Source organism: Halorussus marinus (genome assembly GCF_004521895.1).
Lineage (GTDB): Archaea > Halobacteriota > Halobacteria > Halobacteriales > Haladaptataceae > Halorussus > Halorussus marinus.
Genome location: NZ_SBIR01000002.1, coordinates 264,288 through 291,255, shown reverse-complemented (window position 1 = coordinate 291,255; position 26,968 = coordinate 264,288). Strand labels below are relative to the sequence as shown.

General features: G+C 67.0%; 26 protein-coding genes and 2 tRNA genes. 7 read left to right on the top strand and 21 right to left on the bottom strand.

The annotated features are described in order from the left end of the window. Positions 1–101 precede the first annotated feature (101 nt). A complete protein-coding gene (locus EPL04_RS03745) occupies positions 102–2,288 on the bottom strand; it encodes an elongation factor EF-2 (RefSeq protein ID WP_134669540.1) in 2,187 nt (728 codons plus the stop codon). A 132-nt stretch (positions 2,289–2,420) separates the two neighbouring features. Here EPL04_RS03745 and EPL04_RS03740 point away from each other — a divergent pair, with 132 nt between their 5' ends. Continuing rightward, on the top strand, positions 2,421–3,173 hold the full coding sequence (locus EPL04_RS03740) for a DUF5781 family protein (protein WP_134669538.1): 753 nt from the start codon (positions 2,421–2,423) through the stop codon (positions 3,171–3,173). A gap of 155 nt (positions 3,174–3,328) precedes the next feature. Here the strand turns inward: EPL04_RS03740 and EPL04_RS03735 are convergent, their stop codons facing one another. Then, complete coding sequence (locus EPL04_RS03735; RefSeq protein WP_134669536.1) at positions 3,329–4,030, bottom strand: hypothetical protein; 702 nt, start codon at positions 4,028–4,030, stop codon at positions 3,329–3,331. A gap of 86 nt (positions 4,031–4,116) precedes the next feature. Then, a complete protein-coding gene (locus EPL04_RS03730; protein ID WP_134669534.1) occupies positions 4,117–5,475 on the bottom strand; it encodes a PQQ-dependent sugar dehydrogenase in 1,359 nt (452 codons plus the stop codon). 173 nt (positions 5,476–5,648) lie between these two features. On the opposite strand from EPL04_RS03730, the gene EPL04_RS03725 reads away from it, so the two are divergent. After that, a complete protein-coding gene (locus EPL04_RS03725; RefSeq protein WP_134669532.1) occupies positions 5,649–5,975 on the top strand; it encodes a cupin domain-containing protein in 327 nt (108 codons plus the stop codon). Positions 5,976–6,050: 75 nt separating this feature from the next. Here EPL04_RS03725 and EPL04_RS03720 read toward each other — a convergent pair whose 3' ends face one another. Together EPL04_RS03720 and EPL04_RS03715 are read right to left on the bottom strand one after the other, a co-directional pair. Continuing rightward, positions 6,051–6,665, bottom strand: coding sequence for a 30S ribosomal protein S7 (locus EPL04_RS03720; RefSeq protein ID WP_134669530.1), 615 nt, complete (start codon positions 6,663–6,665; stop codon positions 6,051–6,053). 2 nt (positions 6,666–6,667) lie between these two features. Then, positions 6,668–7,096, bottom strand: a complete 429-nt coding sequence (locus EPL04_RS03715) for a 30S ribosomal protein S12 (protein WP_134669528.1) — start codon at positions 7,094–7,096, stop codon at positions 6,668–6,670. A 279-nt stretch (positions 7,097–7,375) separates the two neighbouring features. On the opposite strand from EPL04_RS03715, the gene EPL04_RS03710 reads away from it, so the two are divergent. Continuing rightward, a complete protein-coding gene (locus EPL04_RS03710) occupies positions 7,376–9,331 on the top strand; it encodes a methyl-accepting chemotaxis protein (protein WP_134669526.1) in 1,956 nt (651 codons plus the stop codon). 120 nt (positions 9,332–9,451) lie between these two features. On the opposite strand, the gene EPL04_RS03705 is transcribed toward EPL04_RS03710, so the two are convergent. The 6 genes from EPL04_RS03705 to EPL04_RS03680 are packed head-to-tail and all read right to left on the bottom strand — an operon-like array spanning position 9,452 to position 17,625. Beyond that, positions 9,452–9,880 carry a NusA-like transcription termination signal-binding factor gene (locus EPL04_RS03705; RefSeq protein WP_134669524.1) on the bottom strand — a complete coding sequence of 143 codons (429 nt, stop codon included), beginning with the start codon at positions 9,878–9,880 and terminating at the stop codon, positions 9,452–9,454. Between the two features lies 1 nt (position 9,881). Then, positions 9,882–11,072: a DNA-directed RNA polymerase subunit A'' gene (gene rpoA2 / locus EPL04_RS03700; RefSeq protein WP_134669522.1), complete on the bottom strand. Its 1,191-nt coding sequence runs from the start codon at positions 11,070–11,072 to the stop codon at positions 9,882–9,884. Positions 11,073–11,085: 13 nt separating this feature from the next. Then, entirely contained in the window at positions 11,086–14,001 is a 2,916-nt protein-coding gene (locus EPL04_RS03695; RefSeq protein ID WP_134669520.1) for a DNA-directed RNA polymerase subunit A', read from the bottom strand. Between the two features lie 3 nt (positions 14,002–14,004). After that, complete coding sequence (gene rpoB / locus EPL04_RS03690; RefSeq protein ID WP_134669518.1) at positions 14,005–15,831, bottom strand: DNA-directed RNA polymerase subunit B; 1,827 nt, start codon at positions 15,829–15,831, stop codon at positions 14,005–14,007. Position 15,832: 1 nt separating this feature from the next. Beyond that, positions 15,833–17,398, bottom strand: coding sequence for a DNA-directed RNA polymerase subunit B'' (locus tag EPL04_RS03685; protein WP_134669516.1), 1,566 nt, complete (start codon positions 17,396–17,398; stop codon positions 15,833–15,835). After that, positions 17,398–17,625, bottom strand: a complete 228-nt coding sequence (locus EPL04_RS03680) for a DNA-directed RNA polymerase subunit H (protein WP_134669514.1) — start codon at positions 17,623–17,625, stop codon at positions 17,398–17,400. Before EPL04_RS03680 ends, EPL04_RS03685 begins: the two co-directional genes overlap by 1 nt. Before the next feature lie 286 nt (positions 17,626–17,911). Between EPL04_RS03680 and EPL04_RS03675 the strand changes: the two genes are divergently transcribed. Then, a tRNA-Asp gene (locus EPL04_RS03675) sits at positions 17,912–17,984 on the top strand. A 92-nt stretch (positions 17,985–18,076) separates the two neighbouring features. On the opposite strand, the gene EPL04_RS03670 is transcribed toward EPL04_RS03675, so the two are convergent. Continuing rightward, entirely contained in the window at positions 18,077–18,622 is a 546-nt protein-coding gene (locus tag EPL04_RS03670; RefSeq protein ID WP_209019555.1) for a DUF418 domain-containing protein, read from the bottom strand. Between the two features lie 219 nt (positions 18,623–18,841). Between EPL04_RS03670 and EPL04_RS03665 the strand changes: the two genes are divergently transcribed. Next, positions 18,842–18,914 (top strand) — tRNA-Asp (locus EPL04_RS03665). A 246-nt stretch (positions 18,915–19,160) separates the two neighbouring features. Here EPL04_RS03665 and crcB (EPL04_RS03660) read toward each other — a convergent pair. Genes crcB (EPL04_RS03660) through EPL04_RS03650 form a run of 3 tightly spaced genes read right to left on the bottom strand, consistent with a single transcriptional unit; the run spans position 19,161 to position 21,015 of the window. Continuing rightward, the gene (gene crcB / locus EPL04_RS03660; protein ID WP_134669512.1) at positions 19,161–19,511 is read right to left on the bottom strand and encodes a fluoride efflux transporter CrcB; all 351 of its coding nucleotides are present in this window, start codon (positions 19,509–19,511) and stop codon (positions 19,161–19,163) included. Further along, on the bottom strand, positions 19,508–19,903 hold the full coding sequence (crcB, locus tag EPL04_RS03655; RefSeq protein WP_134669510.1) for a fluoride efflux transporter CrcB: 396 nt from the start codon (positions 19,901–19,903) through the stop codon (positions 19,508–19,510). Before crcB (EPL04_RS03655) ends, crcB (EPL04_RS03660) begins: the two co-directional genes overlap by 4 nt. Before the next feature lie 44 nt (positions 19,904–19,947). After that, a complete protein-coding gene (locus EPL04_RS03650; protein WP_134669508.1) occupies positions 19,948–21,015 on the bottom strand; it encodes an ATP-binding protein in 1,068 nt (355 codons plus the stop codon). Between the two features lie 76 nt (positions 21,016–21,091). Between EPL04_RS03650 and EPL04_RS03645 the strand changes: the two genes are divergently transcribed. Further along, positions 21,092–21,583: a DUF7382 domain-containing protein gene (locus tag EPL04_RS03645; protein ID WP_134669506.1), complete on the top strand. Its 492-nt coding sequence runs from the start codon at positions 21,092–21,094 to the stop codon at positions 21,581–21,583. Here EPL04_RS03645 and EPL04_RS03640 read toward each other — a convergent pair. The 5 genes from EPL04_RS03640 to EPL04_RS03620 all read right to left on the bottom strand — a co-directional run bounded on the left by EPL04_RS03640 (position 21,574) and on the right by EPL04_RS03620 (position 25,371). After that, positions 21,574–22,317: a protein-L-isoaspartate O-methyltransferase family protein gene (locus tag EPL04_RS03640; protein WP_134669698.1), complete on the bottom strand. Its 744-nt coding sequence runs from the start codon at positions 22,315–22,317 to the stop codon at positions 21,574–21,576. The genes EPL04_RS03645 and EPL04_RS03640 overlap by 10 nt on opposite strands. 107 nt (positions 22,318–22,424) lie before the next feature. Next, positions 22,425–23,336 carry a methyltransferase gene (locus EPL04_RS03635; RefSeq protein WP_134669504.1) on the bottom strand — a complete coding sequence of 304 codons (912 nt, stop codon included), beginning with the start codon at positions 23,334–23,336 and terminating at the stop codon, positions 22,425–22,427. 25 nt (positions 23,337–23,361) lie between these two features. After that, the gene (locus EPL04_RS03630; RefSeq protein WP_280177958.1) at positions 23,362–24,015 is read right to left on the bottom strand and encodes a protein-L-isoaspartate(D-aspartate) O-methyltransferase; all 654 of its coding nucleotides are present in this window, start codon (positions 24,013–24,015) and stop codon (positions 23,362–23,364) included. Positions 24,016–24,029: 14 nt separating this feature from the next. Next, positions 24,030–24,683 carry an HVO_0476 family zinc finger protein gene (locus EPL04_RS03625; protein ID WP_134669502.1) on the bottom strand — a complete coding sequence of 218 codons (654 nt, stop codon included), beginning with the start codon at positions 24,681–24,683 and terminating at the stop codon, positions 24,030–24,032. 58 nt (positions 24,684–24,741) lie between these two features. Then, entirely contained in the window at positions 24,742–25,371 is a 630-nt protein-coding gene (locus EPL04_RS03620) for a DsbA family oxidoreductase (RefSeq protein WP_134669501.1), read from the bottom strand. A gap of 256 nt (positions 25,372–25,627) precedes the next feature. On the opposite strand from EPL04_RS03620, the gene EPL04_RS03615 reads away from it, so the two are divergent. Beyond that, positions 25,628–26,245 (top strand): hypothetical protein, encoded by a 618-nt coding sequence (locus EPL04_RS03615; protein WP_134669499.1) that lies wholly within the window; start codon positions 25,628–25,630, stop codon positions 26,243–26,245. 66 nt (positions 26,246–26,311) lie between these two features. Here the strand turns inward: EPL04_RS03615 and EPL04_RS03610 are convergent, their stop codons facing one another. Further along, positions 26,312–26,881 (bottom strand): DoxX family membrane protein, encoded by a 570-nt coding sequence (locus tag EPL04_RS03610; RefSeq protein ID WP_134669497.1) that lies wholly within the window; start codon positions 26,879–26,881, stop codon positions 26,312–26,314. Between the last annotated feature and the right edge of the window lie 87 nt (positions 26,882–26,968).

The following is a 26,968-nucleotide window of genomic DNA, read 5'->3' as shown; positions in this document are numbered from 1 at the left end:
GTTCGTTGTCTCGCGTCCGGGAGGTGATAAGGCTTCAGTCGTTCCCAAATAGTGCGGGCGTCCGCCCGGCGCTCCGAACCGACGAAAACGGTTCCGGAGCGTTAGAAGTAGTCGACCGCCGCGGGGAGTTCGAGCTTCATGCCCTTGCGCTCGCGGATCTCCATGATCGTCTCGCGCTGGAGGTTGTCGGCCATGACTTCGAAGCCGGCGTTCTCGGTGTTCCACGACGCGCGACCCTCGGTCGCGCTCCGGATGTCCGAGGAGAACCCGATCATCTCGTCGACGGGCGCGACGCCCTCGACGACCATCAGGTCGCCCTCCTGGTACATGTCGTCGACGCGGCCCCGCCGGCCCTGAATCTCGCCGGAGGCCGAGCCCATGTACTCGTTTGGCACGTCGATCCGGACGTCCTGCATCGGTTCGAGGAGTCGGACCTCGCCCTCGACGAGCGCGTTGTGGACCGCGTTGCGGACCGCGGGGATGACCTGTGCGGGACCGCGGTGGATGGTGTCCTCGTGGAGCTTCGCGTCTTCGAGCCGCAACAGGGTGCCCTGAACGGGCTCGCCCGCGAGCGGACCGTCGTTGAGCGCCTCTTCGAGGCCCTCGATGACGAGCTCCATCGTCTCGTTGAGGTGCTGGATCCCCTTCGTGTCGTCGATGAGGATGTTCGTCCCGTGGATGTGCTCGACGTTCTGGGACATGTCCTTCTCCATGCCCGCCTCCTGAAGCGCCTCACGGCGCTCCTGTTCGGGCATGTCCATCGACACGTCGCCGAGCTTGATCGTCTCGATGATCTCCTCGGTGAGCGGCTGGGCCTGGATGTAGAACCGGTTGTGGCGGTTCGGCGAGATGCCCTCGATGACGTCGGTCATCTCCTGGATGGCCTCGCGGAACACGACGATCGGTTCGCCCGTGTTGACCGGGATGCCCTGATTGCGCTCGATGCGCTGGGTGATGACCTCGAGGTGGAGTTCGCCCTGCCCGGAGATGAGGTGCTCGCCGGTGTCCTCGTTGATCGTGACCTGGATCGTCGGGTCCTCCTTGGAGACCTGCCGGAGCGTCTCGATGAGCTTCGGGAGGTCGTCCATGTTCTTGGCCTCGACGGACTTGGTGATGACCGGCTCCGAGATGTGCTCGATCGACTCGAACGGCGTCATCTCGACGCTGGACACCGTCGAGCCCGCGATGGCGTCTTTCAGACCCGTGACGGCGGCGATGTTCCCGGCGGGAACGCGGTCGACTTCCTCGCGCTCGCCGCCCATGTAGATGCCGACGCTCTGGATCCGGTTCTTCCCGGCGGTCCCGGAGACGTACAGCTCCTGGCCCTTCTCCAGCGTCCCGGAGAAGACGCGACCCGCGGCGATCTCGCCCGCGTGGGGGTCGACGCCGATGTCGGTGACCATCAGGACGACCTCGCCTTCCTCGTCGACGAGGCGCATGCCCTCGGCGAGGTCGGTGTCGTCGTCGCCGCGCCAGATGCGCGGGATACGACGGGGCTGGGCGTCGATGGGGTTCGGGAAGTGCTCACACACCATGTCGAGCACCACGTCCGACAGCGGCGTGCGCTCGTGAAGCTCCTGGCGCTTGTCGGCGCGTTCGAGCTCCATGATGTCGCCAAAGTCCATGCCGGTGCGCTGCATCGACGGCATCGAGACGCCCCACTTGTAGAGGGCCGACCCGAAGCCGACCGTCCCCTCCTCGACGGAGACGGTCCAGTCCTCGATGTCGTCCATCTCCTCGGTCATGCCCCGGATGAGCTCGTTGACGTCGTCGATGACGTTGAGCAGTCGGCGCTGCATCTCCTCGGGGCCCTCCTGGAGCTCCGAGATGAGGCGGTCGACCTTGTTGATGAACAGGGTCGGCTTGACGCCCTCTCGGAGCGCCTGCCGGAGCACGGTCTCGGTCTGGGGCATCGCGCCCTCGACCGCGTCGACGACCACGAGCGCGCCGTCGACGGCGCGCATCGCGCGGGTCACGTCACCGCCGAAGTCGACGTGGCCCGGCGTGTCGATGAGGTTGATGAGGTGGGCGGTGTCCTCGTACTCGTGGGTCATCGAGACGTTCGCGGCGTCGATGGTGATGCCCCGTTCCTGTTCGTCCTCCTCGGTGTCCATCATCAGCTGCGTCGCCTCCCCCTGGTCGGCGATCATACCCGCGCCGGCGAGGAGGTTGTCCGTCAGTGTGGTCTTGCCGTGGTCGACGTGTGCGGCGATAGCGATGTTCCGGATGTTCTCCGGTTCGTCCATCAGTCGCTCGCACTGTTCGACGATCTTCTTTCGTCTACCCATTATGGACCTTCTACCGGCAGGAGGTTGAAAAGCATAGTGTTTCCTCATCGGCGGCGTCGGCGCCTCAGTCCCTGACATCGGCTCGCACGCAGCGGAAGAGTCATACTCGCCGAGTCCGTGCCACTAGTAGACATGGATCTCCACGTTCACGGCCCCGGACCCACCGTGCCGTTTCTCCGCGCCCGCGACCTCTTCGAGACCGGCCACGACCTCGATCGGCCGGTCCACGTCTACGTCCGGGACAGCCCGGACGAGCGGACCTGGACCGCCCACCCCGACGGAAAACACGTCCTGAACATCTCCCGGCAGGCCGCCACCAGCGCGATGGCCCGCGAGCTCGCGCTCCACGAGTTCGCCCACATGGCCCGCCACGAGCACGCCCATCCGTCTCACACCCAGTCGACCGAGGAGGTGCTCTTTCTCGCGCTGTCTGGCAAGTCGGTCGAGCGCCGCCGGGTGACCCACTGCTACCAGATCGCCAACCACATGAAAGACATCTACGCCGACGACATCACCCTCCGGGTCGGCCCGACCGACAAGCTGGTCGCGTTCCTCGAATCCGAACTCGCCGCGGCGGTCGCCGACAACCCCGCCCGCGAGCAGGACGGCCTCCGGATCACCAGCACGGCCGACCCCGAGATGACCGCGGTCAACGCCGCGTTCGCGCTGGCGCTGGTCGAGCGCCACGATCTGGTGGCCGAGGACCACCGGCTCTACGACCTCGCCCACGCGGCCGCCAACGACGCGCCCGGCGTCGACCTCGCCGCGTTCAAACGCCAGTTCGAGTCGCTCGGTCCGGATCCCGACGAGAGCGAGTACCGCCGGCGTCTCGCCGACGCGGTCCGGGAGTACGCGGTCGACAGCGGACAGCAGGCGGCGGACTGACGACGACCTTTTGCTGGGGGCGGCGCATAAACGCGCCGCCCTTGCAAAAGCTCGATCAAAAACCGTCGTCACCCCCTTCGGGGGTGCCTCGGTCCGCGCTCCCTTCGGTCGCTCGCGGTAGAGTAGTAAGTGCTCAGGTCAAGACAGAGTGCCTGTCAAGCGATTAAATCGCTAAATCGGTGTTTCAACTCAATACCGTGTAATTCATCGTGTAGTGTGTTTATTGTTTTCTTCGCCCGATTGATGTCACTCGGTACATTAACCTCTTGGAGGAAGTTTTTGGCATCCTCTGAGTTATGAACGATCGAACTTCTCAAGCCGTAAACTCGGCGTATTTCGCTTTTAACCCCCTCCGAAATAACTCCTGTTACAAAAAGCAACCATTCTCGTTCTCGCTGTGATTTTTGCGTTACTCTCTTTCTAACAGACTTGCTCCTTCGAGAAGAAGTAACCACTTCCTGCATAACCAACTCTATGGAAAGTGTTTCAACCATTTGCCCAGCAAGAGTGAAGAACTCTTCTAACTCGTCTTTTTTTAGGAATCGGCTTAGTTCCTCTGGTGTTATTTTTGCGTCCTTCGGTAGTTCGTCCTCGTTCTTGTATTCAAATGTAGGAGTAGATCGAACTTTTTGTTCCATACGAAAGAGGCGAAATAGCTGTGCATCAAATTCGGATGCGTCATCAGATATTATAGGAACTAAATACTCGAACGCTTCCTGAAGACCAATTTCATCGGAATCACTTCCGACAGTCTTTCTTTCAAGGATTTGTCTATCGAATTCGCCTGCCCATTCCACAAAATCAGTGACTAATTCGATCTCCGCATCTGAAAGGTCCGTGGCAGATATATCGTCCATGTTATTAACAGTGCAATGCCACCTCATTTGTTTTCTGGTCGAGAATGACAGTTATTATTCTCAATCTTCAAGACATCCTTTCTACCTCACTCCGCGAGCGTGAGCCGCACGAGCACGTCGTCGCGATCGCGGGGAAACGGCGACTCGGACTTGGGTCGGCCGTCGCGGTTCGAAGTGATGGCGTAGAGGTCGCCGTCGGGGCCCTGCTCGACGTGGCGCACGCGCCCGAGAACGTCCTGCAGGGTCCGGTGGGAGGTCGCCGCGAGCGCGTCGTCGTACCACGGCTCGTCGAAGACCTGTGCGCCCTCGTCGCGGGGCGGCGCCTCGCCCTCGCGGTTGAGCGTCACGAGGTTGACGTGCTGGCCGATGAGCGTCCCGATCACGAGCCGGTTCGACCACTGGGGGACCGCCTCGCCGGTGTAGAACACGCAGCCACAGATCCCCCACGACTCCTCGCCGCTGTTGGTCAGCGGGTGGGCGTACTCGTCGTCGCCGGCGTACGCCTCGGCGGTTCGGACCTCGGGCCAGCCGTAGTTCGCGCCCGCCCGGAGCAGGTTCGTCTCCCCGCGGCCGTCCGGGCCGTGCTCGGTGATGACCGGCCGGGCGTCCGGGAGCCAGGTGATCCCCTGCGGGTTCCGGTGGCCGTAGGTGAACACCCGCGGGTCGCCCGTTTCGGGGTTGTCGGGGTGGGGTTCCCCGTCGGGCGTGAGTCGGAGGACGCTCCCCGGGAGCGCGCTCGGGTCCTGGGCGAGTTCTTTCTCGCCGGCGTCGCCGACCGTCGCCCAGAGGTAGTTCGCGGGGCCGAACGCGATTCGGCCGCCGTTGTGGATTGCGTCGCCCGGGATACCGTCGACCAGCACCTCCTCGGTCGCGGCGGGGTCGTCGGCGCTCACGTCGAACCGGGCGATCCGGTTCGTCTTCGGCTCGCCGTCGGGCTGGGTGGTGTAGTAGGTGTAGATGTAGGGCGCGTCGGGGTACGCCGGGTGGACCGCGATGCCGAGCATCCCGCCCTCCCCGCCCGCGATGAACCACGACCGCTCGTCGGTGCCCGGCTCCATGGCCTCGGCGTCGAGCACGCCGTCCGGGGCGGTGACCTCGGTCACCTCGCCGGCGTCGAACCGCAGGACGTTGCCGGTCCGTTCGGTGATGAACAGGTCGCCGTCCGGCGCGAACGCGAGGTCCCACGGGATTTCGAGGTTCTCGACGAGCACCTCGACGGTCACGTCTGCGGGCACCGGCGGATCGGTCGGGCCCGCCCAGTCGGGGTCGTACTTCGCCCATGCGGTCTCGTCGTGGGACACCGCAACGTCGTACTTCGGCGTCGCCGTGGTCTCGGTCCCGCCGTCGCCAACTTCGACGTTCGCACAGCCGGCGAGGGCGGCCGCGCCCGCCCCGGCGGCCGCCGAGAGCAAGCGCCTCCGAGTCGCGTCAGGGAGTTCGCTCATACCCGCGGGTTGTTTAGGCGAGCCTAAAATCTATCCCTTTTCGGTGAGGCGCCCCGATCGGGGTGGACGGTGGCGCGACCGCGGAGGAGGCGGCTCGACCCCGAGTGGCCCGCCCCGACCGCGCGGCGACCCGGCCAACGTTATATGAGCCTCGCGGCCGTACACCGACCCGCATGTCCTACACGAAAGTCGACTCCGACGCGGTCGAACCGATCGGCGACGGGATGCGATTTCTCCGCGACCCCCTCGACTGCGAGACGGTCGGGGTCACCCTGCTGGAGGCCGACCCCGGCTGGACCGGGAAGGAACACGACCACGCTGAGGACGGCCAGGAGGAAGTGTACGTGCTCGTCGACGGCTCGGCGACGGTCACCGTCGACGGCGAGGACGTCGAACTGAGCGGCGGCGAGGCCCTGCGCGTCCCCGCCGAGGCGAGCCGCCAGATCCACAACGGCGACACCGAGAGCACGTTCGTGCTCGTCGGCGCGGCTGGCGAGTGAGACGTCACGGCGGTCGCCCGGCCCGGCGAGCGCCGCGGCTGGTCGAGAGCTGAAACCGAGAGAACGGAGAGAGACTTAGCGGGCCGCGGCCGCGACGCGCTCTTTCTCTTCTTTCTGGTTGATCGCGTACGTCTGGACGTCGTAGTTGGCCGCGCCGACGAGCTGGTTCGCCAGCGCCTCGGCGGCGTCGGTCGACGTCTTGAACGACGAGCTGTAGACGCCCTCGGCGATGAACTTCAGCGACTGGTCGACCCGGCGCTGGGGCGCCACGTCGACCGCCTTCGGCACCGAGATACCGCCGTACTTCAGGCGGACGGTCTCCTCGCGCGGGGCGGCGTTCTCGACGGCTTCCACGAGGACCTGCACGGGGTTCTCGTCGGTCTCTGCGTGGATGGTCTCGAAGGCCTCCCGGACGATCCGGAGCGCCTGCTGTTTCTTGCCGGTGTTCTCCTCGGTCTGCATCAGGCGGTTGGTGAGCCGCTCGACGATGGAGATCTCGCTCTTCTGGAACTGCTTGCCAGCGTGGCGGCCCATCGTGTGGGCGACCGGGGTGACCGTGATGTAGCGTTCGGTCGAGGGGTCCGTGTAGTCGATGTTGGTCACGTCCCACTCGTCGAACAGCTTCGTCGCCGCGCCTTCCTCGTCGGTGCCCGCAGGCTTGTCGGGCTCGGGTTGGTCTTCTGCGGCCATGATTATCGCACCGGCTTCTCCGCGTTCCCGCGAACCAGTTCTTCGAGGCTCACGCCGTTGACCTTCTCTACCTTGTAGTTGACCCCAGAGAGGTCGCCCATCGCACGACCCTTCGCGCCGCCGATGCCCGCGATGGTGACCTCGTCGTGTTCGTCGATGAACGAGATCGCGCCGTCGCCGGGACAGAAGGCGGTGACCTGCTTGCCGTTCTTGATGAGCTGGACCCGGACGCACTTCCGGATCGCGGAGTTGGGCTGTTTCGCTTCGATGCCCACCTTCTCCAGAACGATGCCTCGGCCCTGGGGCGCGCCCTCGAGGGGGTCGGACTTCTCCCCGAGACCGCGCTCGCGTCGGGCGTAATCGGAGTCGGACCACCGGTGATTCTGGCGGTCCTTCTTCAGCTTCCGGGCTGCGTACTTGCCGTTCGCCATATGGCGTGGGCTACCCGTCGGAGCTACTTAAGCCTCCCTCTTTTCACCCGGAGTTACGGCCGCAGGGCGGCCGAGAGGGGTCGATTACGGGATCTGAGCCAGTCTCATCGAATGGTTCTCCGCGGCGCTTAGGTTCGGTTCGGAACGGAGAGTCCGTCGCTGGGCCGAACGGGATCAGTCCGGAGCGCCGCCGACACCGGTCTCGCGCAGGCGCGACGATTATTATGGTTGATAGCGCCGCCCCAATATTTTTGACGCTGTAGTCGGCGGTGGCTCTATATGGCAGGAACCACCGACGGGGCGGGACAACCGAGCTCTCCGATCGACGGGTGGGAGAGCAAGATTCGCGAGTTCGTCGAGTACATTCCGAGCGGCGACACGATCCCCGAGGAGACCTGGCGGGGTCGCCACCGCAACATCCTGTTGGTTCTCGCGGCCCACGTCCCGCTCCTCCTCGCGCTCGGACTGTACGAGGGGACCGAGTCCGCGGTCACCGGCGCGACGATCCCCGTCATCCCGCTGTGGCGGGTCCTCCTCGAAGTCGGGATCGTCGTCGGACTCGCGCTCCTCGCGAGGTGGTCGCGATTCGGCCGCCGCACCCGGACCGCACTCGCCACGCTGGGGCTGGTGACCACCTCGGGGTTCCTGGTTCACTTCTCCGGGGGGTACATCGAGGCGCACTTCCACTTTTTCGTCGTGATGGCGGTCGTCGCCGTCTACGAGGACTGGCTCCCGTTCCTGCTCGGCATCGGCTACGTCGCGCTCCAGCACGGCTACTTCGGCATGATCGAACCGAGCCGGGTGTACAACCACACCGCCGGTATCAACAACCCGTGGGCGTGGTCGTTCATCCACGCGACGTTCGTGCTCGCGCTCGCCGCGGCGCTGATGGCCCACTGGTACTCGACCGAGCGCTCCCGCGAGGAGGCCCAGCGACAGCTCGAACAGGCCGAAGCGAAGACCGCCGAGGTCGAGGACCTCGAAGCCAAGAAGGCCGAGATCGAGGCCGCCAAGGCGGAAGCCGAGGAGGCAAAGGCCGAGGCCGAGGCCCGCCAGCGGGAGGTCGAGCGTCTCAACGACCACCTCGAAGCCAAGGCCGACGCCTACAGCGCGACCATGGCGCGGGCGGCCGAGGGCGAACTCCACGTCCGACTCGACGCCGAGAGCGAGAGCGAGGCGATGGCGCAGATCGGCGAGGCGTTCAACGAGATGATGGACGAGACGGAGTCGGCGATGCGCGAGATCCAGCAGTTCGCGGACGACGTGGCCGACGCGAGCGGGGACGCGACCGCCGGCACCGACGAGGCCCGAGAAGCCAGCGAAGGCGTCAGCGAGTCCGTCCAGGAGATCGCCGCGGGCGCCGACGAGCAACGCGAGATGCTCGAGACGGTCGCCGACGAGATGACCGACCTCTCGGCGACCGTCGAGGAGGTGGCCGCCTCGGCCGAAACCGTCGCCGAGACGTCCCGCGAGACCGCCGAGATCGCAGAGGACGGCGAGGCGACTGCGCGCCAGGCGATCGACGACTCCCGGGCGGTTCGGGAGGCGATCGACGCCACGGTCGAGAAGGTCGAGGTCCTCGACCGCCAGATGACCGAAATCAGCGAGATCGTCGATCTCATAAGCGACATCGCCGACCAGACGAACATGCTCGCGCTCAACGCCAACATCGAGGCCGCCCGGGCCGGCGGCGACGGGGCCAAGCGCGGCGACGGGTTCGCGGTCGTCGCGAACGAGGTCAAAGAACTGGCCGAGGAGACCAGAGCGTCCGCCACCGAGATCGAACAGCGCATCGAGGAGACCCAGTCCCAGACCGCGACGACGGTCGAGGAGGTCCGTTCGGCCGACCAGTACGTCGAGGAGAGCGTCGAGGCGGTCCAGGACGTCCTCGACGCGTTCTCGGCGGTGGCCGAGAACGCCGAGCGGACCGACGGCGGCATTCAGGAGATCAGCGACACCACCGACGACCAGGCCGCCGGCACCGAGGAGGTCGTCTCGATGATCGAGGAGGTCGCGGACATCAGTCGGTCGACCGCCGACGAGACCGAGGGCGTCTCGGCGGCCGCCCAACAGCAGGCCGCCTCCATGTCGGAGGTGAGCGCCGCCGTCGAGTCGCTCGGCGATCGTGCCGAGCGCCTCCAGATGCTCGTGGAGAAGTTCGACGTGAGCGGCGAGGGTGCCGATCCGGCCGCGCCGGCGAACGTCGCCATCGAGGACGGCGGCCGCCCGGAGTAGCCGACTGCCCCGCCGGTGTTCGAGCCGACCGCCCCGCCGGACCGGTGGCTATCGCGCCGTTCGTTTTCCGAAAAACGAGCCGAGTCGTCGACGCGCTCCCCGCCGGGAGCGACGACCGGCCTACGTCAACTGGATGTCGTCGATGTCGTAGTGGCGCTTCGCCAGCCGCTCGGCCGCCGCGATGTTGCGTCCGTCCTCGCCGATCGCGACGCCGGTGTCGGCGGCGTCCACCTCGGCGTACGCCACCGTCTCGTCGTCCTCGCTGACGGTGACGTTGTACACCGCCGCCGGCGCCAGCGCGTTGGCGACGAACGCCTCGGCGGTGTCGGCGTCCTCGACGAGCGTCACGTCCGTGCCGAGTTGCTCCTCGACGCTCCGGACGTTCTCGCCGCCCGAGCCGATGGCCCGGGCCATATCGCCGGGCTTGACGAGGAAGACGATCCGTTCGCCGTCGTCCTCGAAGATCACGCAGTCGCGGGCGGTCGCGCCGGTCGCGTCCTCGAACAGCGCGATGTACCGGCGGGCCGTATCCGAGAGCGTGACGACCATCTCAGTCCGAGGGCTCGGGCTCGGCCTCGCCGGACAGCGATCCCATCCGGAGGTTCACGTCGCCGGTGCCGAGCTTGATCGGCTTGCCGACGATGACGTTCTCGGTCACGCCGTTCAGGTCGTCGACCTCGCCGTGGATCGCGGCGTCGAGCAGGTGGTTGACCGTCACCTCGAACGCCGCCCGCGCGAGCACCGAGTTCTTGTTCCCGGAGATGCCGTGGCGGCCGATGGACTCGATGGTGCCCTCGTTGGTCATGATGTCGGCGACCAGCATCAGATGGCGGACGTTCACGTCGTCGAGCCCCTGCTCTTCGAGGGTGTCCATCGTCTCGTTGATGATCGACTCGCGGGCCGCCTCGATCCCAAGGTTCTTGTGGATCTCGTGGATGTTGTTCGAGGTGGTCCGGCTCGCGTCGACGCCCTCGATGTCGATGACGTCGCCGAACGCCGACCCCTCGGTGTAGAGGACGAACTCCTCGCGCTCCTCGAGTTGCTCTTTCCGGATGACGACCCGCGAGATGTCCTCGATCCCCTTGAACACGATGTCCCGGAGCTGTTCGACGAGCTGGAGCAGGTCGCGGTAGCTGGGCTCTTGGGGGCCGAACTCGATGACGGTCCCCTGCTGGGTGGTACCGACGCCGAGCTCGTCCTCGATGATGTCGGCGACCTGATCGGGCGCGATCATCCGCTCGTCGAGAGTGTCTTCGTTCAGGTCGATCGAGACGATCATGTCCGCGACGTTCGTGGAGATGTCCCCGAGCGCGAGGATCTTGGTCGCCTCGATCTGCCAGACGACCTCGTGGGCCTTCTCGCGGTCGACGGCGTACTCGTCTTCGAGGTGGACCGTCATCATCGGTGTGTCGGGCGTCTTGCGGGCGTCGACCAGCTCGATGAGCCGGGGCAGGCCCTGGGTCACGTCGATCTCCGCGACCCCCGCGTAGTGGAACGTGTTCATCGTCATCTGGGTCCCCGGCTCCCCGATGGACTGGGCCGAGACCGTCCCCACGGGGTCGAGCGGGTCGACCCGGGTGTCGAGGTACTGCTTTTCGACCGCCTTCGCGAGGTCGTCGGCCTGCGACAGGTCGGCGCCCCGATCCTCGATGGTACTGTACACTTCGTCTTTCAGCCGCCGGGGGAGCTCGGTGTCCTCGACGACGGCCTCGATGTCCTCGGATACGTCGTAGTCGGTCATGGTTGGATTGGGTTCAGTCGTCGCTCTCGACCTGTCGGGCGTCGGCGTGCTCCGAGAGGTTCGTCGGCGGCAGGCTCTCGCCGAGGAACTCCTCGCGCTCGGCCCCCTTGAACTCCGCGTCGAGCACGCGGTCGGCGATCTCGCCGACGTCGACCGGAGTGTCCTCGTTCGAGGACACCTGCACCGGGCTCGTGCCGTCCTCGCCGAACTCGAACTGGACGATGGTGTCGGAGGTGTCTCGCACCGTGCCGTCGTACTGGGTTTCGAGTTCCGAGAGAGCGTTGATGAGCCGGCGCTGGAGGTAGCCGGACTTGGAGGTCCGAACCGCCGTGTCGACCAGCCCCTCGCGGCCGCCCATCGCGTGGAAGAAGAACTCCCGCGGGTTCAGGCCGCCGGTGTACGAGTGCTCCACGAAGCCGTGGGCCTCCGCCGAGAGGTCGTCGGGCTGGTAGTGGCTCAGCGTGCGGTCCTCGTAGCCGCGGTTGATCCGCTCGCCCCGAACCGCCTGCTGGCCGACACAGCCGGCCATCTGGGTGAGGTTCAGGATCGACCCACGCGCGCCCGACTCGGCCATGACCACGGCCGGGTTGTCGTCGGCGAAGTGGTCCTCGGCGATGTCGCCGGCGGAGTCCCGGGCCTTCCCGAGCGTCTGCATGATCTTCATCTCGAGGGTTTCGTCGACCGTCCGACCGGGCAACGACTCGAGGTCGCCGCTCTGGTAGGTGTCGATGAGCTCCTCGACGCGGTCGTAGGCGTTGTCGATTGCCTCGTCGATGCGCTCTTGGGCCTCGGCGGGCACCGTCTCGTCGTCGATGCCGATCGAGAACCCGAAGTGCATGATCGAGCGCATCGCCAGCGCCGCGACCTCGTTGATGAAGATGCGCGCGCGAGTGTTGCCGTACTGCTTGGTGATCGTGTCGACGATCTGACCGCCGAAGCCGCCCACCTCGTCCTCGGCGATGGTGCCCTCGACGAGCTGGCCGTCCTCGATGATCACGTCCTCGCCGACGGTCCCGGTGAACGTCAGGTCGAAGTCGTCGGGGAGCAACTCCGAGAAGATGTCCCGGCCGGTCCAGAACGGCTCGCCGTCCTCGCTTCCGGAGGGGTCGGGCAGTTCGTCGATCCGGGTCGCCCGCAGGAGGTCGAGCGCCTGCGTCTCGTTGAAGTGGGGGTTCTCGTTCGTCAGCAGGAAGGTCCCGGAGATGTGGTCCTGAATCGCGCCGATGATGTTCTCGCCGAACCGCGGGCTCAGGATCTGTTCTTGAACGCGCATGAGGACGCGGGCCTCCGCGCGAGCCTCCTCGTTCTGGAGGGCGTGCATGTTCATCTCGTCGCCGTCGAAGTCCGCGTTGTACGGCGGGCAGACGACGGTGTTGAGCCGGAAGGTCTTGTACGGCATCACGACCACCTCGTGGGCCATGATCGACATCCGGTGGAGCGACGGCTGGCGGTTGAAGATGATGATGTCGCCGTCGACCATGTGGCGGTTGACCTCCCAGCCCGCCTCGACTTTGGTCGCCAGCTCCTCGCAGTTCTTCTCGGTGACCTTCAGCCGGCGGCCGTCGGGGCGCTTGACGTAGTTGGCGCCCGGATGGCCCTCGGGGCCGTTCGAGACGTACCGGCGAGCCTCCTCGACGTTGCGCTCGGTCACGTTCATCGTCTGGGTCATCTCGCGGGCGACCCGCTCGGGGACGCCGACCTCGTTGAGGCTCAGGGTCGGGTCCGGCGAGATGACCGTCCGGGCCGAGAAGTTCACGCGCTTGCCGGACAGCGAGCCCCGGAATCGGCCCTCCTTGCCCTTCAGCCGCTGGCTGAGGGTCTTGAGGGGCCGCCCCGAGCGGTGGCGGGCGGGCGGCGTGCCCGAAATCTCGTTGTCCATGAAGGTGGTGACGTGGTACTGGAGCAGTTCCCAGAGGTCCTCGATGATGAGCTGGGGCGCGCCCGCCTCGCGGTTCTCCATGAACCGCTGGTTGATCCGGATGATGTCGACCAGCTTGTGGGTGAGGTCGTCCTCGGACCGCTGGCCGTTGTCCAGCGTGATCGACGGCCGGGCGGTCACCGGCGGCACCGGCAGGACCGTCAAGATCATCCACTCGGGCCGCGAGCGCTCGGAGTTGATGCCCAGCGTCTCGATGTCGTCGTCCGGGATGTCCTCGAACCAGTCCCGGATGTCGCTCGGCATCAGCTTGTTCATGTCCTCCTCGGTGAGGTCGATGTCGAGGGCCTTCTCCAGGGCCTTCCGGTCGTCCTCTCGGGGCCGGAACTCGCCCGACATGATCTCGTTGATGCGCGAGAGGTCGATGCCGGTCTGGTCGGCGAGCTCCTGAGGCGGGACGGGTTCTCGCTCCTCGTCATCGTCGGCCTTGCCCTGCATCGCGGCCGCGATGACCTCGGAGTACTCGCTGGTGAGGACCTGCTGGACCTCGTAGTAGGTGGTCGGCTTCTCGTGGTTGATGTCGTACTGGACCTCCCCGCAGTGGGGACACCGGTCTTGCTTGCGTGCCTCCCGGATGGCGGCCTTGGTCACGTCGTTGACGTCGTTGCTCAGTTCCCGGGTCCGGGTGAGCTTCGACTCGTACTTTGCGGCCTCGTCGTCGGTGAGCAACAGCCGCGAGCAGTTCCGACACGTCCCGCGCAGGAGCCGGCGGATGAGCTTCGTGAACCCGACGTGGATCACCGGCGCCGCGAGCTCGATGTGACCGAAGTGGCCGTTACACGACCCCGAGTGCTTCCCGCAGGTCTTGCACTCCAGTCCCGGGTCGATGACGCCCAGCCGGGGGTCCATCAGCCCCATGTCGATGGGGAAGCCGTCGTCGTCGTAGGTGTCGGCGGTGATGATCTTCGTGGCCGACATCTCTCGGTACTCCTCGGGGTCCATCAGCCCGAAGCTGATCTCGCCGATCTCTTTGGGTGTTTGTCCTGTAGACATGGTTTAGACTGCGTCCTCCAGTTCGAGTCGCGGCGCGATACCGAGCGCCTTCATCTCGTCGAGCAGGAGCTTGAACGCGTAGGACATCTCGATCTCGTGGATGTCGGTCTCCTCGTCGCAGTTCGGGCAGTACACCCGGTTTTGCTCGACGTTCTCGACCGCACTCATCCCGCACTTCGCACAGACGTAGATCCACTCGCGGTCCGACTCGTCGAGGAGACGCTCTTTGAGCGTGAGCGCCGCGCCGTGCCCGATGAGCACGTCGCGTTCCATCTCCCCGACCCGGAGCCCGCCCTCGCGGGCCCGGCCCTCGGTGGGCTGGCGGGTCAGCACTTGCACCGGACCGCGCGAGCGGGCGTGGAGCTTGTTCGACACCATGTGGTAGAGCTTCTGGTAGAAGATGGTGCCGATGAAGATCTCGGCCTCGATCTTCTCGCCGGTGACGCCCGAGTACATGATCTCCTTGCCCGAGGACTTGAACCCCTGCTCTTCGAGGCCCTCGCGGAGTTCGTCCTCGTCTTCACCGGTGAAGGCGGTGCCGTCGACGCGTCGGCCTTCGAGGGCGCCGACCTTCCCGCCGATCATCTCCAGAACGTGGCCGACCGTCATCCGGGACGGCAGCGCGTGGGGGTTGAGGATGAGGTCGGGCACGACGCCCTCCTCGGTGAACGGCATGTCCTCCTGCGGGGCGATGTGGCCGACGACGCCCTTCTGGCCGTGACGCGAGGCGAACTTGTCCCCGAGTTCGGGAATCCGCTCGTCGCGCACCGACACCTTCGAGAGCTTCGAGCCGTCCTCGCCCTCCATCAGGGTGACCGTGTCGACGACGCCGGACTCGCCCGACCGCATCGTGACGGAGGTCTCCCGACGCTTCTGGGGGGAGAGACCGCCCATGTCGTCGGGCTCTTCGAGGAACCGGGGCGGGCTGGTCTTCCCGAGCAGGACCGAGCTCTCGTCGACTCGGGTCTCGGGGTTGACGAGGCCGTCCTCGTCGAGGTGGGTGTAGGCGTCCTCGCCGCGCGCCCCGCGCACGTCGTCGGACGGGATCTCGAAGCGGTCCTCCTGACCGCCGGGGTACCGGCGCTCTTCGCCCTCGTAGGTCCGGAAGAAGTGCGAGCGCGCGAGCGCCCGGTCGACCGACCCCTTGTTCATGACCAGCGCGTCCTCGATGTTGAACCCCTCGTAGGACATGACCGCGACCGTGAAGTTCTGGGCGGCCGGACGGTCGTCGTAACCGATCTGCTCGGTGGTCTGGGTCTTGACCATCGAGAGCTGAGGGTAGTGGAGCAGGTGCTGGCGGGTGTCGGGCCGGATGCGGTAGTTCGCCGCCGGCAGGCCGAGCGACTGCTTGATCATCCCCGATCCCATCGTGATCCGCGGGGAGGCGTTGTGCTCGGGGTACGGGATCATCCCCGCGCCGATGCCGAAGATGAGCTGTGGGTCGACCTCAAGGTGGGTGTGGTCGTCGTTGAGGTCGTCCTCGTCGACCGCGACGTAGATGTCCTCTTCTTCCTCGGCGTCGATGAACTCGACCTTGCCGCGCTCGACGAGGTCCTCGAAGTCGAGGTCCTCGTTTTTGAGCGCTTCGACCTCCTCCTCGGTGATGAGGGCCTCGCCGTCCTCGACGACCAGCAGGGGCCGCCGGGCGCGGCCGGCGTCGGCGTTGATGATGATCTCGCGGGTCCGCTCTTTGACCGACACGTTGACCATCTCGGAGATGTCCCCGCGCCGGCGGGCGTGGCGGACCTGTTCTGCGAGCTGTTCCGGGTCGGGGTGGGTTCCGACCAGACTGCCGTTCACGTACACTTTGGCTTCTCGTCCCTGACTCATGTTAGTCGTCTGCGCTTGCTGTTGGTTCGACGCCCTCGATGCCGGGGATCCCCTCGACACCCATCGACGCCAGTTCTCGTTTCAGGCCCTGTTCGTCCTCGACGTTCTGTGACAGCTCCATCGCCTGCGCGAAGTTCTTCACCAGCCCACAGTTTGGCCCCTCCGGGGTCTCGGAGGGACAGATGCGACCCCACTGGGTCGCGTGGAGGTCCCGCGCCTCGAAGTGGGGCTGGCTCCGGGAGAGCGGCGAGCGAAGCCGCCGGAGGTGGCTCAACACGCCCATGAAGTCGGTGCGATCGACCAGCTGGGAGACGCCCGACCGGCCGCCGACCCAGTTGCCCGTCGCGATGGGGTGTTCGAGCCGCTCGGTCAGCACGTCCGACCGGACCACGGTGTTGACCGACAGCTGACGGTTGCGCATGTTGGCGCGTTCGAGCTGGTACTTCACGTCGCGTGCCAGCTTGTTGAGCGCCGTCCGGAACAGGTCCTTCATGAGGTCGCCCGAGACCTTCAGGCGCTTGTTCGCGTAGTGGTCCTTGTCGTCGGACTCGCGGCGTTCGAGCGCGAGCTCGAAACACGCCTCGGCCATCCGACAGAGGTAGTAGGCCTTGTTGATGCGGACGTCCTCTTCCTCGACGCCCTCCTCGTGGAGGTGAGGCAGGAGGTAGCGGTCGATGACGTAGTTCGCGCGCTTGAGCTGGTAGTTTTTGCCCTGTCCGGAGGCGACGCGCTTGCCGAGGGTCTCGATCGCCTCTTCCTCGGTCTGGACGTCGGCGGCCTCCAGGTTCTCCAGCATGAACTTCACGATCTCGGGGTCGTCGGAGACCCGGTGGACGATCTCCTCGTCGGATTCGAGCCCGAGCGCTCGGACGAGCGTGACGAAGTTGACGCTCCCCGAGACCGACGGGAACGACACTTCGAGCAGGCCGTCGCGGGTCCGCTCGACGAGCACCAGCGCGCGGTAGCCCCGACGCTGGCTGAAGGTTTTGGCGACCTGAATCTCGTCGCCGTACTTGCTGTCGTACTCCGCGAGGATCTTGTTCGGCGCGAGGTCCTCGCTCGTCATCAGCACCCTCTCGGAGCCGTTGACGATGAAGTAGCCGCCGGGGTCGGCCGGGTCCTCGCCGATGTCGATGAGTTCCTCGTCGGAGAAGCCCGCGATGTTACACTTCTGGGAGCCGACCATGATGGGCATCCGGCCCACCTTGGTCTCGGTGGCGTCGACCACGCGTTCGTCCTCGCCCTCGCCCTTGACGATGGACATCTCCATGAACACGGGCGCGGCGTAGGTGATGTTTCGAAGCCGGGCCTCCTGAGGGTAGAGGAGCTCCTCGCTCCCGTCGGCCTCCCGGACTCGCGGCGTCACGACCCGGACGTCGCCGAGTTCGACGTGGACCGGCTCCTCGTCTTCTTTGTCGCCGATGTCGGTGTCGATGGTCTCTTTCTCGTCGACTACCCGCTGCATCCCCCGCTCGAGAAACGAGTTGAACGAGCGGTAGTGGTGCTCTGCGAGCCGTTCTTTCGAGAAATACTCCTGCGATATGGCGCGTCGATCTTCCCTGTTCATTATTCTACGACGAGTCGGTATACGGTCGCGGTGTCGGTCGTTCGGGAGTCGCGCACGATCTTGATGACGTCGCCGACCTCGGCGTCGTCGGGCAACGCGGGGTCGGTCCGCTTGATCTTGGGTAAGTCGGTCTCTTTGATGTCGTACTCCTCCAGCACGTCGTCTAACTCGGCATCGTCGACGATGCTGTGGTCCGGAACGAGGTTGTGTTGGCTTACGTCTACCATGTGTGGCGATGGGCTCTCTGGGAAAGTGAAGAAATGGCTGTCACGAGATACTACAGGGCATTACACGCGTCGCTCATTTAAGACTTGCTAAGTAGGGGCCACACGACGGGCTATCCGGCCCGGGCCGCGCCCGTCTCCCGGCCACGGTCGGGCGCCTATTGGTGTCACGAACTGCGTCGAAGTATAAATTGTTTGGGGCGCAGTCCCCCACGCGACCGTCGACCACACCGGACTCGTTTGAGAAGCCTTAAGTCCGACCGAGGTCAACGACTGAATGCGTTCGAAAGCCCGGGTGGTGTAGTGGCCCATCATACAACCCTGTCACGGTTGTGACGCGGGTTCAAATCCCGCCTCGGGCGCTTTCTGGTGACGTCGACTCGCGAGCCGCTAGCTCCGAGCGAACGCTCGGTCAAATCGAACGCCCGCTGGCGGTTTCCCCCACCGGTAGTTCTCACGACCAGAGTTCTCTATCTGTCAGCGTGCGCATGACCTGTTCGAGCGGACTCCGCGAGTACCGTCGGAGCCACAGATACGAGAAGCCGATACTTAGTACGGAGAACGTCAGCGCGCTGGCCATCGCGAAGGGCGGCGATTGGTCTTCGAGACGGCCGATCGCCTCCAGAGCACCCATTCCGAGCAAGACGTGTGCGACGTAGAGGCTCAACGCCATCTGTCCGGTCGCGACGAACGGCTGAAGCAGGTCTTCGTTAGAGACGTGTTCACGGAACTCGAGACAGCCCGTTATCACTATCGTTGCGGTACCAGCCCCCGCGAGAATGTAGAGGGGCATCGGCGGCATCGGCTGTGTCCCGAACAGGAACGCGATATCCGACCGCGGCACCGAGTGGAGACTGCCGGCCACTGTCTCGGTGAGTATCCACGAGACGGATTCCGCCGCGACCGCGACGGCGATCGCACCGCCCATCACGCGTCGCCGAGGGGAGATGTTCTGGAGATCCATCCGGCCGAGAATCATCCCGTACAGCAGAAACGCCATCCACGGGAACACGGGGTGGAAGCCGTTGTAGAATAGGTGTCGACCCATTCCCCGGACGGTCCTGGAGACGAAGCACACGGGCGAGGGGACCGAACTGAAACGCACCGACCCCGTGGTGAAGGCAACCGAGTGGTCTTGACATCCGGTAGCACACACCGATGGCGCACGAAACCGGCACGCCTTAATATAAGCCGGCGAAAGGGGCAAGTGCAGACGAAAGCCCGGGTGGTGTAGTGGCCCATCATACAACCCTGTCACGGTTGTGACGCGGGTTCAAATCCCGCCTCGGGCGCTTTCTTCCGCGACTCATCCCGACGAGCACTGCTTCGGTTGCCTCGGGCACTCGTCTCCGGCGAGCCCGTGATCGAAGGGATTTGAAACAGGAAGTGACCGAGCGCGGCGAGTGGAACGACCGTGGTTCAAATCCCGCCTCGGGCGCTTTCTTCCGCGACTCATCCCGACGAGCCTCGTGTAGCGTGCGCTCGCTACGTCTGATCTGGGCGGCTCGCGATCGACGATCACCGACACTCGACGGGGCTCATCCGAGGGCGCTCGCCAGCCAGCCACCGATCCCGACCGCGATCAGCGCGCCGACGAGGTTGAGCACGGCGTTCCGGACCGCCGCCCGCCGTCGCCCTTCTTCGTAGAGCGTTACCGTCTCGACGGCGAAACTCGAAAACGTCGTGAAGGCCCCGCAGAACCCGACGCCGAACGCGGCCGAAACCGGCGCGTTCGCCGGAACGCCCACGGTCAGGGCTCCGAGCGCGAGGCTCCCGAGGACGTTCACCGCGAAGGTGTCCGCGGTCCGACCCGGAAGGCGCCGGCCGACCGCGTAGCGAGCCACCGCCCCGAGGACGCCGCCCGCACCGACCAACAGCGGGGCGTTCATCTCGCCACCCCCGAGACGACTGCGCGGGCGGCCACCACCCCGACGAACCCGAGTCCGTAGTTCGCGCCGACGTTCGCGACCGCGAGCGCGGGCGAGAGCGCGGCGGTCTCGACCGCGAACGTGCTGTAGGTGGTAAACGACGAGAGAAAGCCGGTCCCGGCCATCAGCCGGGTCCGGGGGCCGACTCGACCGACCAGCCGAGACTCGTAGCTCAACGCACCCAGCGCGAAGCTCCCCGCGACGTTGACCGCGAGCGTCCCCCACGGGAAGCTCGCCGGGAGCGCCACTCCGACGGCGTAGCGAGCCACCGCCCCGGCGAACCCGCCGATCGCGACCAGTGCGAGCGGTCGAAGCGCCCCCGGGCTCGCGCCCGTGGGGTTCGTGTCCGACATCCGGCCGTGAGGAGACGCGGCGGCGGGATACCGTTTTCGAAGCCTCACGCCCGATCGGACGCCCGCGATCCGCCCCCGCCGTGGGCCGTCTCGCGCTCGCGGATCCGGACCGCGTGGACGCTCTCGGTCGCGTCGTCGACCACGAGCGCTTCGCCGGGGTTCTCGGGGAGTCGCTCGCCGAGCGCCGACGCGACGTACGTCGGCCGGGCGTCCCCGAGGGCGTCTATGTCCGCCCGAGACGTGAGCCGGTGGGCGAACAGGAGGTCGGCCTGCGAGACCGCGACCGCCGGCAACGCGGCCGGGCGCTGGGTGGCCGCCACGAGGCTGACCCCTGGCTGGCGACCCCGGGTCAGGACGGTCCGGAGCGCGGGCCCCGCGACGCCGTCGAAAAACGCGTGGGCCTCGTCGACGAGTAGCCACGGGAGCCGGGCCGGGCGTTCGCGGACGCAGTGGTCGTAGAGGTCGCGAGCGATCCCGCGTACGACCGCGTTCGCGGCCTCGGCGTCCAGCCCGGAGAGGTCGACCACGACGCCCGAACGCGTCTCGGACGCCGCCTCCGGGGGGTCGCCGAGGAGGTCGGCGGCGGTCAGCCCGTCCGGCGCGAACGCGTCCCACGAGTCGGCGAGCGCGAGGTGGTTCTCCGCGGCCCGTCTGGTCGACCGATCGGCTTCCGTGTCGGCGCCAGCGACGAACGACTGCATTCCCTCGAGCGTCGCCCGGGCCGCGGCGGCCCGCCAGACCAGCGCCCCGACCGCCGAGTCCGGGGCGAGCCCCAGCAGGTCACACCACGTCCGCGGGCCGAGCGCGTCGGCGGCTACCCGGGGCTCGGCGACCACCTCGGCGCCGAGCGTCCCGAGCGAGTCGAAGATTCCCATCGGGTCCGCGACGATCGGGGCGACCCCCATCGAGTCGGCGAGTTCTTCGGCGAGGACGCCCAGCGTGTAGGACTTGCCGTAGCCGCGCTTGCCCACCACGACGCCCGCGTGGGACGACTCGAAGTCGAGGCGGACCCGCGCGCCGGGGCTTCCGTCGCGTGCGCGATACGAACCGAGGTGGCCCGCCGGGCGTTCGGGATCGGACTCCGACTCGCGGCGACCGAGGATTCGGGACACGCGATCCGGTTGGCGCGGTTCGGTGGATAAACGTTCGCGCGAGGGTTTAAATCCGAAGCCGGGACCAGCCCCGGCTATGGCTCACCCACTGGGCTGTCCGGATCCCTTCGATTGCACCGCGTTCGACCGCTTTCGCGACGACGACCGCGCCATCGAGGGGCTCCCGATCCGACTCGTCATCGCTCTCGTGGTCGGGGTCGCCAGCCTCGGCGTGATGATGAACATGCTCTCGGGGCTGAACGGCCTCACCGTGACCGAACTCGACGCCAGACCGTCGCCGGACGTGGTCGGTCCGACCGACCAGAGCGTCGAGGTCGAAGTGGTCGACCCGGACGGCGCCCCGGTCTCGGACGCGACGGTCGTCGTCCGGAGCGGCACGGCGACGATCGACGGCGTCGCCACCGGGACGACCGGCGACGACGGTCGGGCGACCGTCGACATCGACCCCGAACTGGGTTCGAATCAGCCGGAGGGAACCCTCGACGTGTCGATAAAGCCCCCCGCCGGCACCGAGTACGCCGACGATCGGGAAAACACCGCGATACTCGTGTTGGCCGACTACGAGTAGCCGTCCCAGTCGATCCAGTCGTGCTCCCAGCCGGTCCGGCGTTCGCGGGCCCGATCGGCGCGCTCGCGGTCCTCGCGGACGGTCCGGTTGCGCTCGACGGCGTCTGCGTGCTCGCCGTCGGCGAGCAGCGGCGCGAACAGCACGGTCCCGAGCGGCCGGGACGCCGACTCATCGTCGGTCACGATCGTCAGCGACTGCTCGCCGGTCCCGAGCGGAATCACCAGCCGGCCGTCGGGCGCGAGCTGGTCGATCAGCGCCCGGGGCGGCTCGACCGCGGCGGCCTCCACCAGAATGCGGTCGAACGGCGCGTACTCCGGGAGTCCGTCGGCGCCGTTCCGACGGTCGACGAACACGCCGTCGTACCCCGCTGTCGAGAGGTTCGCCCGCGCGTCGAGCACGAGACTCCGTGTGATGTCGACGGCGTGGACGTTTCGCTCGCCGACGATCTCCGCGAGGACGGCCGCGGTGTAACCGACGCCGGCGCCCACGACGAGGACCGAGTCGCCGGCCGACGCGTCGAGGGCCTCCAGCAGGCGGGCGGCGGTACTGGGCGCGAGAACGCGGGTCCCCCTGTGCTCGAACGACCGGTCGGCGTAGGCCAGCCGATCGTCCTCCACGAACTCGTGGCGCGGGACCGCCCGCATCGCCGCGCTGACTTCGTCGCTGGCGACGAACCCCTTCGAGGGGTGTTCGAGGCTGTCGACCATGTCGTCGCGCAGCACCGCGAGTTCCATGTCTCCACGGTGGTGGTCGAGGGTCTTGAATCGCGCGGCCGCGGCCGGACTCGGGGGCCCGATCGGGTCGACGAGCGCCGACGCTGTCCCGACCCCGGCGATCCCACTCACTCGGTCGGTCGTCGCCCGGCGACGACCTGTCGGTCGGTGCCGGGCACGTCCCGGACCTCGATCGACTCGAAGCCGGCGGCTTCCAGCCACTCGGTGAACCGGGCCTCGGTGTAGGTGTCGCCGCGCTCGGTCTGGGCGAGCATGTGCGCGCCGAGCAGAGCGGCGCCGTCGGCCCGGCCCCGGAGGCTGTCGACGAGGACGACCGCGCCGCCCGGGTCGAGCGCGTCGTACGCGTTGGCGAGCAGTCGGCGGTTCTCGTCGGGGCCGAGCCCGTGGGCGACCCGCGAGCAGAACACCAGATCGAACCCTGCCGGCAGGCTCTCGGTCGCGTCGCCTTCGACCAGCTCGATCGGTTCGTGTTCGAGGAGTTTCCGGTCGATGTCGATCACGTCCGGCCGGTCGAACAGCGTCACGTCGAACCCGCGGCTGGCGAACTCCGCCGCGAACGCTCCGGGGCCGCCGCCCGCGTCGAGGACGCGCTCGGCGTCGGGGTGGCGGTGGACCGCGGCGGTGACACACGCGCGGACGAGGGCCTCGTCGACGCTGGCCATCGCGCCCGCGAAGTTGGTCGTCCACTCGGCGGGCGGTTCGGGCGGCTCGCCCGACGCCATGGTCTCGGGGAGTCGGATCCACCGCTCGACGCAGTCGAGGGCGTGTGGCACGGGTCCGATCGAGCGCACGTCGGCCTTGGCGACGAACCCGAGCGCGCGGTTCGTGATCTCGTACTCGCCGTCGACCGATTCGAGGTAGCCCAGTTCCGCCATCGCGTCGAGGGTGATGCGGGCGGCGCGCTCGGTCACGCCGGCCCGGTCGGCGACCGCGTTCGGCGTCCCGGCGTCGGTGGTCACCGCCGCCAGCACGCCGCTCTCGCGGGCGGCTCGCAACAGCAGCGCTTCGCGGTAGTCCATACCGACAGAAGGAGCCTCGGGCGGCTTAGTCTTCCTGCATCGGGACGAACCGGACCCGGCCGCGGGTCTCCCGATCGAGCGATCCGTCGGCCCGCCGCCGGGCGTAGACGAGCCGCTGGGCGCCGGCCGCCGCGCCGATCGGGCCGAGCAGTCGTCCGCCGGGTCGTACCTGTTCGACCACCGCCTCGGGGAGCGCGGTCGCGGCGCAGGTCAGGTAGGCGGCGTCGTACGGCGCGTGTGCCCGCCACCCCTCGTGGCCGTCGCCGACCCGGATCGAGACGTCGCCGTAGCCCAACTCGGCGAGTCGCTCGCGGGCCGACTCGGCGAGCGACTCGTGGTACTCGACGCTGGAGACGTTCTCGGCCCCGACGACTTCGGCGGTGACCGCGGCGTGATACCCACACCCGGTCCCGATTTCGAGGACCGATTCGCCGGAATCGAGATCGAGCTGGTCGACCATCGACGCCACCATGTGGGGCGCGCTGATCGTCTGGTCGTCGCCGATCGGTAACGGTCGGTCCTCGTAGGCCCGGTCGCGGCGGTTCGGCGGGACGAACTCGTGGCGCGGGACCGCCCGCATCGCCGCGAGCGTCGCCTCCGACAGGTCCTCGCGGTCGGCGAGCCGGCCGACCATGCGTTCGCGCGCGTCCTCGAAGCTCGGGCCCCCACCTGGTGTCACGCTCGCTCACCCCCTTACCACGCCGACCAGGCCGACGAGGTCTCGTCGTCGGCGTACACTCGTTTGATGTCCTTCGCGACCGCGGTGTCGCCGTCCTCGCTGAGCGGGTCGAAGTCGTAGCCGACGGCGTCGTCGCGGAGCGCGATCGACTTGACTCGGAACTTCTCGTCGCCGAACTCCTCGCTTGCCCCGACCTCGAACTCGAAGTCGCCGGGCACGTCGACCTTGACGCTCTTTGATTCCTCCTCGCGGCCGTCGTCGGGGTTGACGGTGACGTTCACGCGGACGTTGTCGACCGCGCGGGTCCAGAACGTCTCGACGTCCTCGACCGTGGCCTCTTCTTTCCGAACCTCGTCGCCGAGTTGGAGGTCGGTGATCCGGACGACCATGATCGCCTCGGGCGTTTCGAGGACGAACTCCTCGCCGACCGCCACCGTCTCTGAGGGCGGCGCCTCGGCGGTCGCGGTGAACGACTCGCCGTCCTGTGAGACGACGACGTCGCGCTCGACGTCGTCTTCGCGCTCGATCTGGGTCTTGTGGACGTGACTGCACTCGGTGCACCGCACGGTGACGCGACCGCCGCCCGAGGACAGCACCTCGTGGACGGTCTCGGCGTCGGGCGAACACGACGGACAGGCCGTCGCGACGCGCTCGGCTGTTTCGCTCATAGCGTGGGGTACGCACCGCGAGCGTAAAAGCGCGTGGAGTCGACCGCGCGTTCGGGGCTCAGGTCCCCTCGACCAGTCGTTCGAGGTGTTCCGGGGGGACGGCCCCGCGGGCGGCGTGGCCGTCGTAGGCGAACGTCGGGACGCCGGTCACGCCCTGCTGTTGGGCCTCGGTGAACTTCGCGCGGACCGCCTCGCGGAGGCGCTCGTCGTCGAGCGCCGACCGGATCTCGGCTCCGTCGACCCCGGCCTCCTCGGCGAGGTCGACCAGCAGGTCCGCGTCGCCGATGTCGGCCCCGTCCTGCCAGAGCGCCTCGAAGATCGCGACGTCGAACGCCAGCCACGTCTCGTAGTCGCGGTTGGTCTTCACGTAGTAGGAGGCGATCTGGGCGGGAAGCGAGTCGACGTCGGTCGCGATCTCCTGGGCCATCTCGACGCCGTACTCTTCTTGGAGGCGCCGGACGTTCTCGCGGGCCTGTTCGTAGTAGTCCTCGCCCTTTCCGTCCTCGACCGAGTGGTCGATCGTCCCGTCGGGGTTGCGCTTGCCCGACCGGAGGTCGAACGGGTGCCAGTCGACTTCGAGGTCGCCCTCGCGGGACGCCCGGTACTCCCGGAGCGACTCGCGGCCGAGATAGCAGAACGGACAGACGTAATCGGAGTACACCGTGACGGTCGCTGCGGACTGGCTCATGCCCCGGGGTAGCGTCGGCCGGCACAAAAGGTCGGGGATCGCCCGTAGTTCGGCCGGAACTGCCCCCTCGTCCAGTCGGCGGAACGGACGAGATTCCGAGACGAGCGTGGCGGCCGCGACACGGGCGGACTCGGACGCTCGGCGGTACGACCGACGAACGGCCGGTCTGGCGGCGCGGCCGCTCTCGTCTGCGGTCGGGCGCCCGGTGGCGTGTCGCCCCGGTAGATTTATACTACAAAATTATAAATCATTACGTATGTCGACGTGGATCGATCCCAAAGACGGAAACGCCCGCGAGTGGGCCGGGTCGTCGTCGGACGCTGGCGACGACCGCGAGCGCCGCCCGATCCGCGAACAGGCGTTCCACACGCCGTTACCGTTCCAGTACGAGACCGACGTCCGATACGAGGCGCTCGATGACTTCGCTATCGGCGACGCGACCTACCGGTGTGGGAAGCTCCGGTTCAACGGCGGGGTGACCCGGGCCCGAGAGCTCAAACTGACCGTCGACGGGTTCCTCTGGGAGCGGTCGGCGCTCCCGTCGCCCGGGATGCGCTTCAAGGCACAGATCACTCGCGACGGCCCGCCGACCGACACCGAGCCGTTCGGCGAGTACGAGATCTGGATCCGCTCGCGCCGGGGTGCGATCGAAGACGCCGATCCGGTTCGGTTCTCGGCCGGCGGCCGCCCGCGCAAGACCGGTCGGACCGTCAAGTCGTTCGAACGGCTCCCGACGCCGGCTCGAACGCGGCTCGTCGAGCTCGAACTGATCCGGAACCAACCGCTCGCGGAGTACGCGCTCACGACGAGAGAGGAATGGAACGACTACGCGACTCAGTTGCGGTTCATGCGTCACGCGTTCACCGAACGTTGACGACGGCCCGAAGCGTCGAGCGTCGAAGGGGTCCGGGACCGTCGGTCCCGGTGGGACGCGAGTCGGTCACCCGAGCACGTACCGGAGCTTCGGGTACTTCTCGACCAGCGCTTCGCCGTCGAGTTCGAACTTCTCAATCAGCGCGTCGAGCCCCACGATCCGGCCGGCGCCGAACGCCGCGACCGCGAGGAACACGAGCATGTACGCGAAGTCACCGTTGATGAGCCCGTGGGCGACCTCCCAGTTGCCGAAGTAGAACATCAGCATCATGAAGGCCCCGAAGAACGCCGCGAGCCGGACCATCGCGCCGACGAGGAGCCCGAGCCCGATGAGGAGCTCGCCCCACGGCACCGCGACGTTCACGAAGTCGACGAACCAGGGGGTGTTGCCCATCCACGTAAACACCCCGACCAGCGGGCTCGCGTCGGCGACCCCGTGGAGGAGGTACCCCTGCGCGTCGAACGGCTCGGCGGCCGCGATCTTCGTCCAGCCGGAGTAGAAGAACGCGTACCCCATCATGAGCCGGAGCGCGAGCACGAACCACGCGCTCAGGCTGTGGGCCTTGCCTCGGACCGTGACCCCGCCGATGGTGCTCTCGAACGAATTCGCGTCGTCTGTGATTTGGGTAGTGGCCATCGTCGTTCACCTCACATGTGAACCGTGGCTCCCCGGAGACATATAAGTAGAATCCGATTCTCAAGGTTCGGAAATCGGTCGGCTCGA